Consider the following 19,887-nt stretch of genomic DNA (forward strand, 5'->3'; position numbering starts at 1 on the left):
AATCAGTTATGAGGAGAATTTGGTAGCGACTGGGAAAGAAAAAGTGCCGTAGACAACAAAAAAGCCCGCGAAGAATGCGGGCTTTTTTGTTGTTGCTGACATACTGTTATTGAGCCATAGTACGCGTCCAAGTTCTACTGTTCAATGTTGGATGCCCTTAAGTAATGCTTTATCTTAGGCAAAACTACTTTCTTAAAGTCTGATTTCTGATCAACAACAATTAAAACTGGTGAATCTTCATCTTCTATCATATAGAACAGATAGTTAAACTGAGAAAGTTCTGCGTCTTTAGGCAGAATGATACATCTAAAGAAATTGTCAATCAACATTGCTCGTTCAATATCCGTTGTCGATTTTGTTTTATACCAAATGATCTTATTAACATAACCCATGTTTTCTCCAGGAAAAATCCATTCATCACTCACAACCACTTGATTTGAATGAATGAACTCTTTATCTTCTTCTGATTCATGGCTCAGATTACTCTCAATATATGCAAATAAAATCTCCTCGTTCTCAGTACAACAATTAAAGATCGCAGTTGCAGCATCAATACTAGTAACTTTGTGAAATTTTTTCAGATAAGTATAGCTCAAAGTTTCTCCCTCCTAATTTACGCCGCGAAATATGATGCCAGTCCGATAACTTTCCAGTTACTATATCATTACGTTGAAAATGTGTTGGTAAATAGTACCCAGTCGGTGTACCCCTTGTAATGTTATTTACTTACTGAGGTTGTCCTATGTGGATTTCGCCAATGAGTCTCCCATCTTTGTAAACAAGTTGTTTCTTCATATCAAATGTATCTCTTGGATATCCAGTTGTATAACCATTCTTTTTAAGAAAATCATTTAAAGTCCCATGATGACGAGTAGTTTTGTCGCCTTCAGTGCGTTCATACAGCAAACCATCTCCGTTACAGCTATAGGTTACTGTTTTTCCTTCACCAGTGGCTTTGATCAACCGATTCTGGCTGTCATAGGTATACTCCGCATTAATCTGGTACTTTACTCCTAACTCTTTTTTTAATCCAGCTATTTAGGTATACTATTCACCGCATTTCAAGTGACTCATCTAAATTGATAAAAATGAAAAAAAACCAAAGAAACCACATGGAACTTATTTATCGTCCACATGTGGTTTCTAAAATTATGATTCAACGGCGTAGACTTTGATTAAAACTCCTGACTCAAAAAATAATCTATCAAATTTTGGACATTGTCGTCAAAATCTTATGAGTCTATGCTGACTAGATTCTCCTGCCTAAATCTCTATCAGCTTCTATTTGAAGTTCTATTGTTTTAGTTCCCATGTATTTCTGTGCAGTCCTTAGAATAGATCTGTCATTCCCAAGTATCTCCAAAACGGTAACTGAGAAAACGTTCATTAAGTGAGCATCTTCATCATTGGAAACTTCTTCAAAGTATTTAAAAATTTGCTCTAACAGATTGATGTTTTTTTCCTCTCTTAATAGTCTAATTATTTCGGGCATGAAGATGTCTTCAATTATTACCGTTTCTAGAACTTTACCGTTAAACATGATTGATTCTCTATAAGCAGCCTCAGTTGACGGTAAGAACTCTAGCATTTTTTTTAGGAATTCTTTCGATTTTTGATTCATAATCACCGACTCCTCTACTTGTACAGTTTTATTGCTGCCTCTAAATCATCTCTTAAAGCATCAATTATAACTAAGTCATTAAAGACTACTTTTTTTCGTAATAAACAAACAACCTATAAGATGGACTTTTTTTCAAAGTGTCCATCTTATAGGGTAGATTTTACGAAACGTGAACTTTTTTTACGGCTCTTAGTTTTCACTACCCATACTTCTACTTGTGATATATTTTTGTAAATCCAGACACTTAGCTGCTTCAGAGCTATATCATTTTCTTCAATCACATTGCTTCTAATTCTTCATCGATTGCATTTAACTCAATATTTAGTTGTTCAAACAACGTTTTATTTTCTTCAGAATTAGTATTTTTAAAATCGGTTTTCCCCAGAAAGGCCATATAAACACTTATCAATTTTTCTTGAATTCCCGCTTCTTCTTGTGAAAGTTCTCTCTCGAAGAACTCTTCAATCCTTGCTCTCTCTGATTTAGGAAACGCTTTGTGTTCTATAGAAGCCTCCAACACTTCTACTACATACATTGCTTCATTTACAAAATCACTTTCATTACTCATACTACACCCCACTTGGAACAGAATAAGAAGCAAGGAAATGATAAGTTTTGTTGTCAAACTACCTTCTCCTTTTTTTAGATTTAAATCCAAATTCAGGTGGATATAAATGGTTTGCATCAACATAATTCTCTGCCTGTCTTGTTGTCATCGATACAGTTTTACCATTACCGTAATCCAGATAGAATTCGTATAATACCTTCCCCTTACCAAAGAATTCAATATCCATATATAAATCACCCTCAATGATAATTCCTTTTATCGCTCCATACTGCCCTCCCCTTACAAGCTTTTTATTTGCAGCTTGATACTTTGTCAGTTGCTCTTCTGCATCTTCATAGTATCCGTCGGTGCTGCCATATGGAACATCTCTTCTGGCCTTCAATTCCCACATTTGACCGTCTGATGTTACTATATCTACCCAATAATGCTTATTTGGCCACCATGCAATTTCTTGTTCTACATGAAATTCCAAAGTTGTACTTAACCCTGTTTTTGAGTGTATGGCTTTCGCTGAATGGATTTGGGCAATTTCATGAAAAGCTAGATATATTCGATCATCTCCATTTGCATTTAACACGGCATCAGATAATTCTAAATTTGTATATTGTGTCCCATCATTCCGGCCGTTCAAGAAATCCTTTAAGAAACCATTTAAGAGATTCTTCGGCATATGTCCACTCGGATCCACATATTTCAACGGGTTATTACTGACATACGAATACAGGTTCAAACTCAACGGATCATTCAGTTCACCTTCATACGTATCCTCGCCAATAAATCGTGCCATACCTGGATCGTACCAACGAGCTCGTAGATACTGAAGCCCTGTTGTCTCATCCCAATATTCACCAGCATAACGTAGAACATTCGGAACCGTTTCTTCCGTTGTGAGTGGTCCACCCCAGATGTCATACGTATACTCGTTCAACACTTGGCCAGCATCATCCACAAGTCCGACTACATCGCCATGACCATTGAATTGGTAGTATTCCAATTTTCCAGTTTGCTTGTCCTGACGTGCCCACAGTTGACCATACAGGTCATAGATATAAGCATAGGTCAGTTCAGCTTTCCCGGACGTCACTTGGGCTTCCGCTATAAGCTTGGCTTCCTCATCGTAGTAATATCGGGTGGTTTGATCGCCTTCAGTTCGTTCATACAGTAAACCATCCCCATTATAGCTATAGGTTACTGTTTTGCCTTCACCAGTGGCTTTGACCAATCGATTTTGACTGTCATAGGTATATTCTGCATCTTTCAGTCCGTATACCTTACCACTACCAGTACTGTACCGGTTACCATTCGAATCATAGGTGTATGTTTCTTGTTGCGAACCCGATTCCGTTTGGATGCGACTAAGTTCATCATACGTAAACTGATCGCTTGTCCCATTTTGAGTACGGGACGTGATGTTTTTATCTCCATCATATTCATAGTCGAACTGATGAATGGCGCTCGTTCCTTGGGAAACGGTGACTCCTAATAGATCATAACCATCGAACTGATAGCTTGTGCTCAGCCCATTCCCAAACGATACGTTTTCCAGCAAACTGTTCGACGCATAACTAAAGGTCATTCGATCCACAGGCGTCTGGGCCGATGCTGCGAGCGCTGAAGCGCCCCCTGTTCCGGAGGTGATATCCATGGAAGTGACCCGGTTCATCGTGTCCAGCTCACCGTGTACCCGCAAGGATTGCCCTTTGGCATCGGACAAGGTATATCCCAACCGCTGCTGGGTATTGTTTTCATATTCCAGCTGGGTTCCATCCGGGAAGGCCAGCCCACTGAGCATACCATCCGTTTCACGGTATGAATAGGTCGTTTTGCCGTGATCATCCGTCATCGACGTTCTACGACCCATCTCGTCGTACGTATACGATACGGAGGTATCCGGTCCTTTGAACCCTGTAAGCATGTTGTCGCTGTTATACGTATACTCGGTGATCTTTCCGAGCCGATCCTGCTTTTTGATCAAATTACTCTTTTTATCATAGTAGAAGGTAGTCGCAGAACCATCCAGCTTCGGTGGGGTCTGCTTGATGATCCGACCCAATTCATCATACTGTTTGGTCACCGTTTGGCCGTTGGCAGAAACAACTTGGGTCACCTGGCCCTGGTAGCTGTAAAAATAGCGGCTGGTTTCTTGCTTTGGCGTGGTTGCTGTTGCAATTTGTCCGAGCGCATCGTACGTATATGTCGTCCGCTCCCCATTACCATCAATGGATGCAGTCACGTTGCCACTCAAGTCATATTCTCTTTGTTGCAACGGAGCAAATGTACCGTCCCGATATTCTTCTACTGCTGTCGTGCGTCCCAGCAAATCCATTTTCTCACGAGTCTGGTACCCGGAAGCATCCTGAACCGTTACGGTTTGTCCAACAGGATCAATTGTTGTTGTGTTTCTGGTTCCATCCGGATATTGAGTCTCTGTCGTTTGTCCAAACGCGTTGACCAAATACCTCGTCACATTCCCCTCAGCATCTTCCGAAGCTGTCACGTTTCCTTCGCCATCATAGGCATATTTATATGCTGCATCCGCCGTTTGCTCTTCCACAAGTAATCCTAATGGATTGTAACGCTGTGAAGTCACAATGCCGTCTGGTGATGTGCTAGTAATGATGTTGTTCGTGTCATCATATGCGGTTGTCGATTGCGTACCATCTGCATGCGCAATTTGAACCAAACGCCCTGACTTGTCGTATTGATTTGTTTCCTGTTCTCCGGCAGCATTCGTCATTGTCTCCAGTTCACCTGCAGACGTATAGCTATACGTCTCCACAAGAGATTCTGCTTTACCAGCAGCATCATGCACGGTCATCGATGTCGATTCCAACAAATGCCCTGCATTCGGCTGATAGCTGAATGTTGCTGTACGATCTTTAGCTAATGTACCGCCTTTGTCGGTTGTACTGACGACGCGGCCTTTATCATCCAGCTTCACTTCTGAATCAGAGAGCAATTGTCCACCATATCCGTTTTTAGTGGTGGTCCGTAACATGTCCCCTTGATTGTTATATGATAGTTCCGTGTACTGCTCCAAAGTGCTATTCACCTTAGTGGTGATCCGCACCGGTTTGATCCAATGGTAAGGCGCTTTGCCCACTTCGTAAGAATAAGTTGATTCTTGTCCTGTTCTTTGTTTCTCGGACGTCACCATGCCGTTTGTATCGTATGTGATAGACGTAGTCAACTTCTCGCCAGAACGACCACTCTCGCTCACCCACTCAGTCGTCTGAGTCGGGAGATTCCGTTTGGTTTGGCTATCGTACTGAAGCTCTGTAGAATAGGTTACATCATCTCCAGTTAGTGTATGCTGGTCTGCATAAACTAGATCAGGTTCAGTGGCGGCACTAAACGTTTTGGAGAACGTCCACGTATCCACGGTATGTGCAGCCTTAATTTTCGTTGTCCAAGTAGCCGATTGGCCGTAAGAATCCAGATCTTCTCCGGAGTATTCAAAGTTGATTTTGTCCAACGTGCCTTCGCCATCGGTCGTACTGAAATGGCTCTTGCGCTCTCTGACTTTAAAGACGAAATAGGAAGAAGCTTCTCCCATTTGCTTAATCGCTGGAATGTATGCATAATCCGTAATGGCAGAAGATGGACTTGTAATTCGTGACAATAAAGCAGTATGCATTACACCATGCGCATTCTGATTGCTTTGCAGCTCAGGCAGGAAATTGAATTTGGATTCTGGATAGTAATACGTATACGTCGTGGTTCGATCCAGTGCATCCGTGAATTCTCGCAAAGTGCGAATTCCTTCATCTTCCCGCTGTGTATACGTTACTTTCCGGTCCGTTCCGGCAAGCTGTACGGTAACCTTCAAGTCGTCATAAGCAAAAGTCAGTGCCTGACCTTCACTGTTTTGAATCCGGGAGATGACTTGGTTTCCATCCAATGTTGTATATTGAAAATTCACCGTATTACGGTAACCATCTGTAATTTGCAGTAACTCTCCGGTTCCGTTAAACAAATAATCGTAGCCATTCCGGAGCGACAAACGGTAATTACTGGACTGGCCATCCACGGTCACGGTCGTATCTTGCTTCACGATTACATCATTCCATACGTAACCTTCAAGTTCAAGATTAGCGTTTAAGCGATAATAACCTACGCCTGGAATAAGGACAAACCGTTCATTCCCGCGAGTCTCCATGTAAGGTATATCCCAGCGCCAGCCTTGTCCCAATCCCGTATTGAGTTCTTCCTTACGTGGCGTAACCACGTTGGAATATGTTTGTGTCGTTTCGTCGTATTGAACACCGAGCTGTCCACTTGCTCTAGCACTGTCATAGACACGTGTCAGATCAAACGGAATCAGGCCTGGTAGAGAAAGATCCGTGTTACTAACCATCATCTCCCCTGTAGCGGTAGAGATCGATTCCGCTCCATAAGACGTCATGTACAGGGATGCATTGTCCCGGATATCGACGTGGTTTATCCCAGTTTCATCCACGGTCGTTCCTGTACCTGAAATATCCTCTTCAAGTGCGTTAATTGAAAACGTATTTTCCTGTGGCGATCCGGAAGGGCTTAGCCCCTCCATTTGAATCGGTTCACTAGTCTCTTGCGTTTCTAACCATTTCTCTGCTGCCTCGCCGCCTGTGCGGTCTGTTTGCAAAGCCTTGTACAGTTGATACAGTGAGTACCCCTGATCTAGCTTCTTTTCAATCCAATCTTCTCCAATACCAAATTGCTCTTTTAAACTATGAATTGTAATGTAGGTGGCGGAAGGAATGGAATCTTTTCCTTCTGCCGCAGCTGCTTGTCCCCCATACCCAAAAGAACCGAGTCCACTAAGTACCAAAATGGCGCAAAGCCAAATGATCGTTATTTTCTTAAACACTCCATCACCTCAACCTAGATTTAGACAATCGTTAATTAAATGGGAAAATCTTTTTCGTTCGTTTGGTCAAATTTCCGTTACGGTCATACTCAAATACAATTTGATCTCCCGTAAATAGCACCACTTTGAGCAATTGATTACCATAGCCGTATTCATAAGAACTATCATTGCGAATATACATTTGAGCTGCCTTGATGACACCTTGAACTGGTTTTCCATCCTTTTCGCTTAGCTTCAGATAATAGGTCTGTCCGCCCTGAAGTTCCCACTCCAGCACGGTATACTGTTCACCGTACACCTGCTCCTGTTCCACTGAAGCCGCTATTGGATTACTCAGTTCCTTATCTGCATATAACTCCAGCCGAGGCTCGATTGAAAAGTCCTCTGACTCTTTAATCGCAATCCGGTACTTGCCAGTACCATAAGGGGTAAAACGATAGTACACATTGCCTTGCTGAAGAGTTGGAAGCTCCGTTTCTACACCCTCATACAAGGTCAGAAACTCCACATTCACTTCCTTAATCGTAAACTGGCGATAAGCACCTACAAGATGCAGCGTTTGGACTGCTACATTATGCACCTGAATGTCAGCATGTCCAGGTATGGGTTGTCCCCCTGCCGCATTCTTACCTTCCCTAATAACCACTTGGTTCTGATCACGGATAATGTAATCATAGGCCACTCCTTCTGCTTGAGATGCAAGGAGCACGGATGTATAGGATGATGTGTTCGAGAATAACACCATATTATTGGGTGCCAAATCCCGCTTGATGAGTGCAGGTTCTTGACTGGAACTGGCCGTCACAGGAGCGGCATATTGAATTGTTACCGGCTCCGAAGATACTACGGTGACGACAAGCGTTGCACCCGCTGGAATATCCCATGTTGCATGACTTCTACCTTCCACAAAAGACAATGCTGTATTGGTTCTATCGTAGACCGTATAATCCACAACGGAAGTGTCTCCTGCGATACGTTGAAGCTCAGCAGGTTCCGAACCCGGATTCGTAAACACTGCGCTCTGCCCTTGGTTGATGGTGATTTCCGATTCTGGTGAAGGCACTTGATCGTCTTGTCCGCGGAAAACGCGGTAAATCCCCCCATATGTTATGGGTTGATCGGAGACATTGGTAACGACAACTTTTTTACCACCCAAGACAAGTGGTTCGATCGCTGTTGCTGTTCTACTACTGGACTCTGTACCATCTGCGTTGTAAATCGTGTAATCATACACTCGCCCTGCGCTGCTGGAAGCATCGTTTCGGAGCCTTTCCGAATCCGAGCTCGTATTGGTGAAAGCGTAACTCTCCCCTTTATTCAAAGTCACACGCAAATAAGCCGGTTCCTGGCTATCCACTACCGAGAAATCATCCGTGTATTCGAATAGTACAGGTGTACTTCCCACTACTGTAACGATGGCTTCACCACCGGCTGGAATTGTAGCAAGACTACCATTGTTATTGAATTTGTCACTATGTGCTCTGCCGTCTGCTTTATACACCACGACATCATATAGAGAACCTACCGACTTGGCGTTACTCCGGATCGGGTTGCTAAGTGAACCCCCATTATGGAATTTGACCGATTGGCCCGGTGACACGGTAATCTTACTTAGCGCTTCATTCGGTCGATCCTCCACATCAAAAATGGTGTAAATCGCACCTATGGTTACCGGTTGAGCGGATACATTCGTAACTACAGCTTTGTTCCCGTAAAAAACAACAGGTTCAACCGCCGTCGCTTTTCTTGTACTTCGTTCAGTGCCGTCCGGGTAATAGGTAACGTAATCAAATATCCGCCCTTGGCTGGTGGACGCATCACTGTCGAGATACTCCCGGTCGGTACTGTTATTCCAAAGTGTCACGCTTTCTCCCTGATTCAGTGTTACCCGATGGTATGCGGGTTCCATGCTGTCTTCGACGGAGAAATCATCCGTATAACTAAATTCAATTGGGACTTGCCCGGCTACGGTCACGACCGCATAACCCTGAGATCGAATGATCGGATCCGTATTTTTGTTGAAACCATCCGAATGAACGACGTCTTCTGCTGTATACAGGACATAATCAAAAACGGCTCCGTTGGTGCTGCTTGCATTGTTTTTAATCGGATTGGCTAAGGAACCATTATTCCGAAAAATTACGGATTCTCCAGGATACACGGTAACTCGAGTAATGGCATCGCCACCGGCTTTCTGAACATCAAATGTCCGATACGGTACACCATACGTTACTGGTGTTGCTGTTACCAAGGTCAATACAGCGGTTCTCCCCGCAGCAACCGTAGGCTTAGTCGATGTATTGGTTCCGGTGGAACTTTCCGTACCATCCGGAAGATAAACGACATAGTCATGCTTGTCTTTGGTGGACCCATCACTTTGGAGCGCATCAGATTTAGCGCTGATATTGGTGAACTGGTAACTTTCACCCTGACTCAGCGTCACTCGAGTATACGCAGGTTCATCGCTCCATTCACCCGTATAGACTTCGTACGGGAGTCCAATGGTTACAGGCTGAGATCCGGCGCCTGTAAAGATGATCTCGTTTCCTCCCCCTAAGTAGGGTTTTCCCGTTGATTCAAAATTTGAACTAGAAAGGCTTCCATCTTCATTGTAATTGGCATAATCATATTTACGGTCTTGTGCTGTAGAGGTATCCGCACTCACCGCTCTCGTTTGTGTTCCCTCGTTGACGAATCGATAGCTCTCACCTTTGGACAAGGTCGCTTTATGTAAGGCCGGATTCGCAGATACACTATAGGTAAACTCAACAGGAATGGTTACTGTAAATGCATTGCTCCCACTTGAGGTTACGACAGCGGTATATCCTGCTCCTACGGATAAGCTGCTTGTTGAGTTCATATTATCTGTTGAAATGCTTCCATCTGCTTTATAAACCGCATAATCATAAGAGCTGCTTCTCGATGTGGCAGCATCTGTACTCAAGGATCGAGAGCGAGTTCCAGTATTCGTGAAGCTATAGGAATCACCAGGATACATCACAATAACTTGCTCTTCGGCTAATGCCATGGCGTGAGTCGTAAAGAAATCCTCACCATACGTATCTTCTGTTACGGTCTGTGCATCTTCTATATCCTCTATATCTTCATCTACACCCTCTGGTTCTTCGTGGATGTCCGGATCAAAAACATCCAGATTCTCAGCGTCTGTTAAAGCTGAATCCTCCATCAAAACATCGACATTCTCCGCGCTACTTTCGGTCGATATTATGGAATCCGCTTGATCCGCTAGCGCATATCCGCTTGTCGGAAGCATAGTTCCCATCACGAACCAAACGACCAGAAAAACGATAAAACTTTTTCTTAAACTCATGAAAGTTGTCTTCCTCCTTTAAGGGTTTTATCCATTTGATACCTCAAGAGTGATATAAATGGAGTCTAATAAATGATTATCGGCATTTTCCTTATTTTAGGATATAGTAGGATAGTCCTTACTTTTAGGGACTATTTTCCTTTTAAAATTCAGATAACAAGAATTAAATAATACCCACTTTTCAGAAAAGGACAATTCAGACAAATTTGATCGTGAGAAAGGATTGTAGTAACCTCGGTCCTAGTTTTAGACGCAGGTCAGAACTTTACATCCATAGAAACAAAAAAGAGCCGCCATAATGGCGACTTCTAAAGAGTAATTGAAGTTATATATTGCACCAAACTTCTAAATCATTCCTCTACATATTTAAGCAACTTTGCATTGTGTATAAAAATTAAGTATTAGATTAGCAAGAAGAATAGAAAAATTACAAGAACGAAAGAAGTATATGAAGAATTCATTATTTATTTCCTTGTCAGTAGAAGGTGTTTCTAGTTGATTTTCTTCTCTATTTATTGTGCTTCCATAACCTAAATGCTGTACATTTTAGAAAACTAATTTCCGGGCAGTTGGATGCTGCGCCAGCTGGTTACATCGCATTGTCCATATTCATTATCCCCCACAGCAACCAGTGTGCCGTCTGATTGAAGCCCTACGGTATGGGCACAACCTGCCGCTATCGCCACAATATCGCGCCAGTCACTTACATTACACTGGCCATACTTGTTCCAGCCTACAGCCTCCACTGTGCCGTCCAATTTAAGGCCGACGGTATGATTACTACCTGCGGCTATAGACACAATACCACCCCAACCGCTTACTTCGCATTGGTCATGTTTATTACCACCCACAGACATCACCGTACCGTCTGATTTAAGACCGATGGTATGGAGATAACCCGCAGCGACTGCTACAATATTGCACCAATCGCTTACTTCGCGTTGGCGATACCGATTATTCCCCACAGCCACCACCGTGCCGTCCAATTGAAGACCAATCGTATGCCAGTCACCTGCAGCAACCGCCACAATATCTTTCCAGCTGCTAACATTGCATTGATCTTCATTATTTCTGCCCACTGCTACCACTGCACCGTCCGATTGGAGACCAATCGTACGACGCCAACCCGCCACAACCGCTACAATTTCGCGCCAGTCGTTTACCTCGCATTGGTTGTCCTTATTCCAACCTATAGCCGCCACCGTGCCGTCAGATTTAAGTCCGATAGTATGAGCATTACCCGTGTTCGTCGCCATATGAACATTACCAGCCGCGACCGCTATCATATCCCGCCAGCAGCTTACATCACATTGGCCCAATTTATTATCACCCACAGCCATCACCACGCCGTCAGATGTAAGCCCAACGGTATGACGACGCCCCGCTGCTATCGTTTCTTTAGGCCACTGTTTCACCTTTAACATCGCTTCTTTCGGTGAACCATAATCCATGCTTTGCCTCCTCCTTGAAAACAAAGATCTGTTCTTTTAAGTACTTATCGTGGTCGTTTAGATTGCTAGAGCCGCATATGACTCCAGAACACACTAATATTAGTCCTTGCTTGCCTGTAACTATTCTTCTTTTCGTTTAAAACACATCTTGCCAAGAAGCAGCCCCATACCAGATGAACAAATAAGATATCCAAAGAACAAGAAAAGTAAAAAAACATCATGAAGATCTTCAGGAATTTGAAGTACACCTTCAAACCAAGCCAAACGAAAAGGATAAAGTAGCGCTACCCAAATGATCAGCAAGACAAGAATAAAATTAATTATTTTTCTCACAATTACTATCCTTTCAATATCGAGTGGAAACAGTCGGATGTATACGCTACATCTTTCCATCCTTATAACTTACCGTCGCCCTTACTATAATTACTGCCATTCGTTCAAGTATCTCTTCATTAAAATACACAGTATAATCTTTCACTACGATTCGTGGAAGGGTTATGTAATTTCTTTGGGATAACCAGCTTTCTTGACTTGAAAACTCCCTTCATTATGTATACATGTACTCCCAAACTATAGATCCCCTTATCAATCCAATTATTATAACCCCACATTAAAATCTAAAGCCTCCACACCACAACTTCATGCGGAGTGGAGGCTGCATCAACCTACCATATTCAGCTGAGCGGTGCAGGCTCCACAACGTCCGGGATCTCTGGTAGACGCTGTCTGCGTTCCATCGCCAGACTTATAAAGAGTCCGAGCAAGCCCAATGCGGCAATAGCTGCTGCGTACAGCGGTACTGAAATAAGTCCAGTATGGGTAATGGCAAGTCCGCCTAGATAGGCCCCGCCTGCATTCCCCAGGTTAAACGCGGAGTGGCTCGATGTTGTGGCGAGCAGCGGTGCTTCTCGAGTCATATTCATGATCCGAATCTGCAGCCCAGGCATGATCCCAAACGCCGCGACACCCCAGCAAAAGATCGTAATGACCGCCAGATATGGATTCTCCAGTGTCAAAGTGAGTACCGCCAAAAGTACAGCCAGTACGCCGAAGTTGACCATCAGGGAAGGCATCAGCTTCCAATCGGCGAGACGGCCGCCAAGCATATTACCCAGCGTGACACCAACGCCAAACAGCACCAGAATCCATGTTACACTCTGCTCCGCAAAGCCGCTGATATCCACCAGCATCGGTGTAATATAAGTAAAGACCGCGAACAAGCTTCCACAGCCCATGGCACCAATGAGCAGTATTAATAATACCTGTGGACGAACCAGATTACGGAATTGCTGTCCGAGGTTCGCCGGCTCACCTTGCGAAATAACCGGAATGAAACGGATGATGCCGATCAATGAGATGATGCCCAGAATGGTAATGGCCCCAAACGAAGATCTCCATCCGAGCTGTTGACCGATAAATGTACCAAAAGGGACCCCAATAATGTTTGCAATCGTAAGCCCTGCAAGTACAACGGATACCGCGCCTGCCCTTCTCTCGGGTGCAACCAGACGAGTGGCCATGAGTGACCCTACACCGAGAAACGTACCATGTGCAAATGCCGTCAAGATGCGCGCCGAAATCAGCAAACCATACGTTGGTGAAATGACGGACAGTGCGTTACCTATGATAAAAATGCACATCAGCAGTACCAACAGTTTTTTTTGCGGTATCTTATGGGTAAAGACAGTCAGCACAGGCGCGCCAACGGCGACACCCAGTGCATAGCCCGTAATCAGTTGTCCTGCCTGCGGGATGCTCACATGTAGATCAGCAGCCACATTCGGGAGCAGTCCCATGATAATAAATTCAGTCATACCAATGGCAAATGCGCCTAACGTCAGGCATAACAGGGATATTGGAAAAGCCCCTCGTTTACCTGACGTCGAAGCACGTCTTTCTGTCATGTTCATATGATGTTCTCTTCTCCTGTCTCCATCTTCTGTCTCTCTGTAATTGCTTTGCTCTTACTTCATTCTCTAGGACGTCATTTCTGCTGCTTTCAGCCACATTGCCTCGTTTAACGCCTCAAACGTTTCTAGCATCGCAAGCTTCTTGTGCCAATGAGCGGGAATACCACTCCGTCCGTAAAAAGCACCTGCTATCTGCCCGTACACGGCTCCGGTTGTATCCGCATCATCCCCGAGGTTAACAGCCAGCAGCGCACCTTCTTCAAACGTGGAAGAGTTATGGAACGCCCATAATGCCGCTTCAAGAGAACGGACGACATAACCGCTTCCCTGAATTTCAGGCGGTTCCTTATGCCGATAGGATCCACGTACAACTTCTTCAATCGCTGGAGAAAACGAAGGCTCGTTCCTCCACTGACGACTAGTCTCCGGCAGCAGCATGGTATGCTTGTCCGCTCCGCGCAGTCCTGCAACCAGAATGGCAGCCAGCACCTCACAAGCCTCTACACTTTCCGTCGCTGCATGTGTTGTGCAGGAGCTCAACTTTGCATAATGCACTGCATCCTGCGGATGATTCGCATAAACCATGGCGACAGGTGCAAGCCTCATAATCGAGCCGTTGCCTGCCGTCATCGGATCGGTTGATCCGCTGTAAGGCTCTCCGGTCACCCTGAACCGTTCCAGTGCATTTCGTGTGGCCCCGCCGATATCAAAGCATGTTCCGGTACTGCTCATATAGCCGACCTGATACCAGTTCGTGTACCTGCGCATCTGATCCGCTGGATCAAAGGTATCTTTTCTGACCAGACTTTCGGCCAGACATAGAGCCATTGACGTATCATCCGTCCACTGTCCGGGAGCCAGGCCGAACACTCCGCCTCCCACAATATCGGTTACAGGCTCAAAGGTGCCCGGGCTGCTGAACTCCACAGTCGTTCCCAGTGCATCTCCTGCCGCAAGCCCGATTAAACATCCATCGAAGCGATCCTTTTGCAGCATCTCGGTCCCTCCTCTGCTTCCAAACTTTCAATAGCCTCCTTCCATTCTCCCACATGGCCTGTTCTGTCGTAAAGAATTTTAAACATGAACAATTTATTTCTTCATCGCTTCCGAATTTTCGATTGTCTTTCTTCTATTATAAAAGTGTCGAAAACTGTTGATTGGTCAGAGTTTCCCTATATCGCAAAAAAAAGTTTATTTTTTCGATACGGGGAAAACTGTTTTTTCAGTACACCGCTTACATGTATAAGTCATAACGGTTTACACTGTTCTCATTTTTCTGAAAACACGTCATCCACATGCAAATTTTCAATGTAAACAATCATGACGCGCTTGACCCTTAAGTTTGTCCTATGTTACGGTTTTATTAGCTTTAACGCATATTTTTTTCCAATTAAATCATTTATATCGAGCACTTGTGTAAACTAAACTGCCTCGAGTCGAATGAAGCAAAGGGAAATATGCGAAATTTTCATTTTTATCCCAAAACAAATTCTGAAACAGGAGGAACAAATTTATGATTAAGGCACTGGTTTTTGATTTCGACGGAACGATTATTGATACGGAGACAGCATGGTATGTTGCTTTTCGTGATGCCTACAAGGAACACGGTGTAGACTTAACCCTGGAGATGTATTCGCAGTGCATCGGTACCAGTCTGAAAACATTTAATCCCTATGAGTACCTCATCACAGATTTGAATCTTCCGATCGATCGGGAAGTGTTCAGGGAATCGGTTCAGCTGCAGCATGCAGCACTCATGAACAAGGAGCAGGTAAGACCGGGTATCAAGAACTACCTTGATGCGGCACGTCAAGCCGGTTTAAAATTGGCCGTTGCCTCAAGCTCCAAACGGGACTGGGTCGAACAACATCTGGAACAACTGAAACTGAAGGATTACTTCGAAGTGATTCGCACAGCTGACGATGTGGCCAATGTGAAGCCTGACCCGGAATTATACAATCAAGCACTGGAAGCCCTTGGAGTAACTGCAGACGAAGCCGTAGCGATTGAGGATTCACCTAACGGCGCGCGTGCAGCTGCTGCGGCTGGTATTCACTGTGTGGTCATCTCGAATACCATTACCGGCACACTGGATTTCGATATGCCTCACCAACGGCTGTCATGCCTGACCGACCTCGAATTTAACGATTTGATTTCGAAACCACTCGTCACCACCGTCTAGGTCTGAACGAATTTCGCATTTCAAACTTTAAAGGGGGAGTTCACACATGAAAGCTGTACATTTTGGGGCGGGCAATATAGGCCGCGGTTTTATCGGTCATATGTTGTCCGCTTCCGATTATGAAGTCTGCTTTGTCGCACGTAACCCGAATAAAATTTCCATGCTGCAAAAGAGGCAAGAGTATCCCATTACGCTCGCTAATGCAGCTCAGGATACAACCATTGTCAGTAACGTCACCGCCATTCATGTCGGCGAACAGGAACTTGTGGCTGAGCAGATTGCAGCGGCTGATCTGATTACTACGGCGGTTGGAGTATCTGCACTCGAAGATATTGCCGAACCCATTGCCAAGGGCATTTATCTACGCATGAAAAATAACAATCACACCCCTCTTCATATCATCGCTTGCGAGAATGCCATTGGAGGCAGCACTCGCCTGAAGAAACGGGTATATCCGTTTCTCGATGAACAGACCCGCACCAAAGCAGAACGTTATGTCTCGTTCCCCAATGCAGCAGTAGACCGGATTGTACCGGTTCAAGACCACAAGGACCCGCTGCAGGTCACCGTTGAACCTTTTTACGAATGGGTTGTGCATCGCCCGGCACTGCTGGATGGCTTCAAGGAGATTGAGGGTGTACACTACGTGGACTCCCTTGAGCCTTACATTGAACGCAAGATGTTCACCGTAAATACCGGCCATTGTGTGGCTGCTTACTTCGGATATCTTCATGGATTCAAGACGATAAGGCAGGTGATGAGTAACTCAACACTTCGTACCAAGGTCAAGCATGTCATGGAGGAAACAGGAGCCATGCTCATGAAGAAACATGGTTTTAACCCTCAAAAACACAGCAAATATATGGACACCATTCTCGAACGCTTTGCCAACCCCAACCTGACGGATCAGGTCACCCGGGTCGGACGCTCTCCCCTTCGCAAGCTATCGCCTTATGACCGGCTTGTTCGCCCAGCGATGCAGGCCAGCGAATTCGGAATTGAAATTCCCCACCTTACTTCCGCTATGGCGGCCGCGATGCTCTTCGATCATGAGCAGGACGAGGAAGCCATGAAGCTCCAACACATGATTCGTGAAGATGGCGCCTCCGCCTTCATTCGTGAACGCATGGGAATTCCCGACGAACAACTGGTCCATCAGCATGTTGTCGCCCGATACGAGGAACTCAAAGGGCACAAGGAATCGACCATTTTAACCTGAACCATCTCAGGTAAACGGCAGATCCTGCAAACTGAATAGACACACGGCAAAAAAGCCGGGAGGAACCTATGCCCAAGCATCGTTCCTTCCGGCTCTTTCATATTATTTTGCGGTATTCTCTTCATTCATGATGGAATTAAGGGATACATACGCCATGGGCAGGAATCCCTCGGACGGTTCACCGACAGGTGCATCAATGTGGAAAATGAAGCCATTGCCGTCCAGTTCTTTTACAATGAAATACTCCGTCTTTTTATCGTTTTGAGCCATCATATATAGTCTTGCATCCTTCATCGGGCCATTGCTGAGCTCTTCCTTGCTCAGTTCCTTGACCTCTCCCGTTTCGGTCAGCTCTTCCTTGGCATCCATCTTCAGCATATCGAGATTGAAATCTGAAGGAAGCTTCTCGATCTCAACTTTGTAGTCTGGATCGATCTTCATTGTCAATTCATCGTCATCTGCATCAAAGGCCATGGGTTCGAACACATAAAGGGAGTAGCCCTCACCTTGGGCAAGGGTGGCAGCACGATTCTCCGTCATGCCTTCCACTGTTACTTCCAGCTCTGTTGTTTTGGGACGATCTGATGTCACGTTATCGCCTGCATTCGAACCGTTCGTATCATCCGCTTCGATCTTGGTGATTTCCGTAAGCACCAGCTGCTTGGTTGTGCTGTCGCCTTCAATGGTTCTCTCTACATATTTGAATTGTACCGAATCTTCATCATCAATGTCGTCGAAGGACTTCTGTACATCCTCTTCAACCTGGAAAGCCATTGGAACCTCTTCGACACGGATCTCTACCGTGTGCGGGTCCGCCCATCCAGTCAAAATGCCTTCTGCTTCGATGACCGCACTGTCCTCCGGCTTCTGTTCCGGTGCAGCAGGCGTCTGTTTACCTGTATTATTGGTGGGCGGTTGCGCTGCAGGACTGCTGTTACCACAGGCCACGAGCGAGAATCCCATCAGTAGGACCAGTAATGATGCACTAATATTCATTGTATTTCGCATATGAACACCTCCGTTAGCTTATACGCAATGATGCTTGTCCATGTTGCTTCAGATTGCTTACTAGTACTTACACGGCTGACCGTCAGCTCAATCAGATAGATAAATACCTACTTCAAATCTAGCAGATCCATTAACTTGCTTGTTCCATTTGAACGAGCTTGGCATTGGCTCCGTTGAACGCTTGTGTCTGTTTATTGAATTGCTTCCTTAACTCGGCGAGATGCGCATATTGAGTATTACGTTCCCGGATTGCGCGCTTGATTTTGACCAGATTCGGTTCCACACTGCCTCTCATTAATGAATAGAGCTGCTCATCCGCATCCAGACTTTGCTGATAGGAAGATACAAAATCCTCAAATGTCTGGGCTCTTGCCTCATACTGGTCCAGGACGGTTTGAGCCTGAGCCAGCGTCTCTTCTTTTTCAAAAGACAATCGCTCCAGCGAGTCCCGCACAGCAGGCGTTTGCTCTTGCGTCTGTTTCATTAAGGTTTCCGCCTGCGTCAGCAGTTTTCTCCGCTCGGCTATATGATTTTCAGCCTCATCCAGCAGTGACTCAATGTCACTGTTTTTGTTTTTCGCCTTACTCAAAATCGATGTGTACAGCTCCATGTCCTCCTGTTCATGACGGGCAAGTTCCTTTAAGCTCTGAGCCATCTTCTGGTCACTAAGAATCAATTGATTTACCTGATTCGCCGCTGGTTCCTGCGGCTGGCCACACGCACTGGCGAGCACCGTCAGCACCAGGCTGACGGCCACCAGAGCTGACCTTTTCCACGTACGCACTGGGCCGTCTCCTCTCTTGCATCTGATTATCTTCTCTAATTACAAGCGGGTATCTCCGCTAAAATTGGCTATCCAATGCGCTCTCGGATCGTAGACCTCGAATTCATAACCCCGATCTTCAAGCAGTTTCAAAATGCGCGGCAAGGCCTGTACGGTCTGTTCCCGTTCATGCATCAGGATCACTTCCTTGTCACGGTGGACACTTTTGCTGACACGCGCCACAATCTTGTCCGGCTGACCTGGAAGATTCCAATCGAGAGAATCGGTTGTCCAATCCCACATTTTGAAACCCGCTGCGGCAATATCGCCTCTGAAGGATTCTCCGATCTGTGGACTGCTGCCGTATGGAGCACGAATCAGATGCGGCGTAAAGCCAATCAGATCCTGAACCATCTTCTGTTCCTTTTTGAACTCCTTCACAAAATTCACCGAGCTTCCGCTTTTGTACAGCTTGTTATAGTTATGTGTCATGCTGTGCAATCCGGGATAGCTTCCCTCTTGGACCAGTCGCTCTACCGCTGACTTATGCTGATTCAACTGACGACCAATCATGAAAAAGGTTGCCTTGGCCTCATGTTCTTTCAAAATATCCAGCAGTTGTTCCGTATATTCACTTGGTCCATCATCAAACGTTATGTATGCCAGCTTGCGAACCTGTCCCTGAAACCGTGCAGGCTCTTCCTTCACATCCGGGGTCATTTCGATCATGCCCAGCTTGGTTGGCTGCTCAATGGCAGCTACCGGGGGCGGTGCTACATAGCCCTTAATCCAGTGGGTCATTCCAATGAATGCATATGTTAAACCGGTAATGACCAGTGCAAGCAGCATTAAGGCTGCACTCAATCTTCCATACCGGATCCGTCTTCGTCTGTGCGTCTTCGTTCGGCTAGTTCTGCTCGCAATGCTGCCATTCTCTCCTGCTGTCTGTTGTTGTACTCTCACTTCCAGTGCCACTTCCTTAATT

The 19,887-nt window shown here is 45.2% G+C and carries 15 protein-coding genes; 2 read left to right on the forward strand and 13 right to left on the reverse strand.

Features of this window, described 5'->3' with window-relative positions; translation table 11 throughout:
- Positions 1-134: 134 nt before the first annotated feature.
- From AB3N00_RS17950 to AB3N00_RS17995, 10 genes are all read right to left on the reverse strand, one after another.
- Complete coding sequence (locus tag AB3N00_RS17950; protein ID WP_413035781.1) at positions 135-596, reverse strand: hypothetical protein; 462 nt, start codon at positions 594-596, stop codon at positions 135-137.
- A 130-nt stretch (positions 597-726) separates the two neighbouring features.
- Positions 727-963 carry a hypothetical protein gene (locus tag AB3N00_RS17955; protein ID WP_413035782.1) on the reverse strand — a complete coding sequence of 79 codons (237 nt, stop codon included), beginning with the start codon at positions 961-963 and terminating at the stop codon, positions 727-729.
- Between the two features lie 286 nt (positions 964-1,249).
- The gene (locus tag AB3N00_RS17960; RefSeq protein ID WP_413035783.1) at positions 1,250-1,621 is read right to left on the reverse strand and encodes a resolvase; all 372 of its coding nucleotides are present in this window, start codon (positions 1,619-1,621) and stop codon (positions 1,250-1,252) included.
- Positions 1,622-1,898: 277 nt separating this feature from the next.
- Positions 1,899-2,246: a hypothetical protein gene (locus tag AB3N00_RS17965; protein WP_413035784.1), complete on the reverse strand. Its 348-nt coding sequence runs from the start codon at positions 2,244-2,246 to the stop codon at positions 1,899-1,901.
- Position 2,247: 1 nt separating this feature from the next.
- Complete coding sequence (locus tag AB3N00_RS17970) at positions 2,248-7,038, reverse strand: RHS repeat-associated core domain-containing protein (RefSeq protein WP_413035785.1); 4,791 nt, start codon at positions 7,036-7,038, stop codon at positions 2,248-2,250.
- A gap of 31 nt (positions 7,039-7,069) precedes the next feature.
- On the reverse strand, positions 7,070-10,369 hold the full coding sequence (locus AB3N00_RS17975) for a hypothetical protein (protein WP_413035786.1): 3,300 nt from the start codon (positions 10,367-10,369) through the stop codon (positions 7,070-7,072).
- A 554-nt stretch (positions 10,370-10,923) separates the two neighbouring features.
- Entirely contained in the window at positions 10,924-11,820 is an 897-nt protein-coding gene (locus AB3N00_RS17980; RefSeq protein ID WP_413035787.1) for an RCC1 domain-containing protein, read from the reverse strand.
- A 120-nt stretch (positions 11,821-11,940) separates the two neighbouring features.
- Complete coding sequence (locus AB3N00_RS17985) at positions 11,941-12,153, reverse strand: hypothetical protein (RefSeq protein ID WP_175397409.1); 213 nt, start codon at positions 12,151-12,153, stop codon at positions 11,941-11,943.
- Positions 12,154-12,494: 341 nt separating this feature from the next.
- Positions 12,495-13,730 carry an MFS transporter gene (locus AB3N00_RS17990; protein ID WP_413035788.1) on the reverse strand — a complete coding sequence of 412 codons (1,236 nt, stop codon included), beginning with the start codon at positions 13,728-13,730 and terminating at the stop codon, positions 12,495-12,497.
- A gap of 66 nt (positions 13,731-13,796) precedes the next feature.
- Positions 13,797-14,726 (reverse strand): ADP-ribosylglycohydrolase family protein, encoded by a 930-nt coding sequence (locus AB3N00_RS17995; RefSeq protein WP_413035789.1) that lies wholly within the window; start codon positions 14,724-14,726, stop codon positions 13,797-13,799.
- Positions 14,727-15,243: 517 nt separating this feature from the next.
- Here AB3N00_RS17995 and AB3N00_RS18000 point away from each other — a divergent pair.
- Both AB3N00_RS18000 and AB3N00_RS18005 read left to right on the forward strand, forming a co-directional pair.
- Positions 15,244-15,912: an HAD family hydrolase gene (locus tag AB3N00_RS18000; protein WP_413035790.1), complete on the forward strand. Its 669-nt coding sequence runs from the start codon at positions 15,244-15,246 to the stop codon at positions 15,910-15,912.
- A gap of 46 nt (positions 15,913-15,958) precedes the next feature.
- Complete coding sequence (locus AB3N00_RS18005; protein WP_413035791.1) at positions 15,959-17,131, forward strand: mannitol-1-phosphate 5-dehydrogenase; 1,173 nt, start codon at positions 15,959-15,961, stop codon at positions 17,129-17,131.
- A 102-nt stretch (positions 17,132-17,233) separates the two neighbouring features.
- Here AB3N00_RS18005 and AB3N00_RS18010 read toward each other — a convergent pair whose 3' ends face one another.
- From AB3N00_RS18010 to AB3N00_RS18020, 3 genes are all read right to left on the reverse strand, one after another.
- Entirely contained in the window at positions 17,234-18,139 is a 906-nt protein-coding gene (locus AB3N00_RS18010; protein ID WP_413035792.1) for a hypothetical protein, read from the reverse strand.
- 130 nt (positions 18,140-18,269) lie between these two features.
- Positions 18,270-18,923, reverse strand: coding sequence for a YkyA family protein (locus tag AB3N00_RS18015; protein WP_413035793.1), 654 nt, complete (start codon positions 18,921-18,923; stop codon positions 18,270-18,272).
- A 39-nt stretch (positions 18,924-18,962) separates the two neighbouring features.
- Positions 18,963-19,865, reverse strand: a complete 903-nt coding sequence (locus tag AB3N00_RS18020) for a polysaccharide deacetylase family protein (RefSeq protein WP_413035794.1) — start codon at positions 19,863-19,865, stop codon at positions 18,963-18,965.
- Between the last annotated feature and the right edge of the window lie 22 nt (positions 19,866-19,887).

This window comes from Paenibacillus xylanilyticus (assembly GCF_047246825.1).
GTDB classification, from domain to species: Bacteria; Bacillota; Bacilli; order Paenibacillales; family Paenibacillaceae; genus Paenibacillus; species Paenibacillus xylanilyticus_B.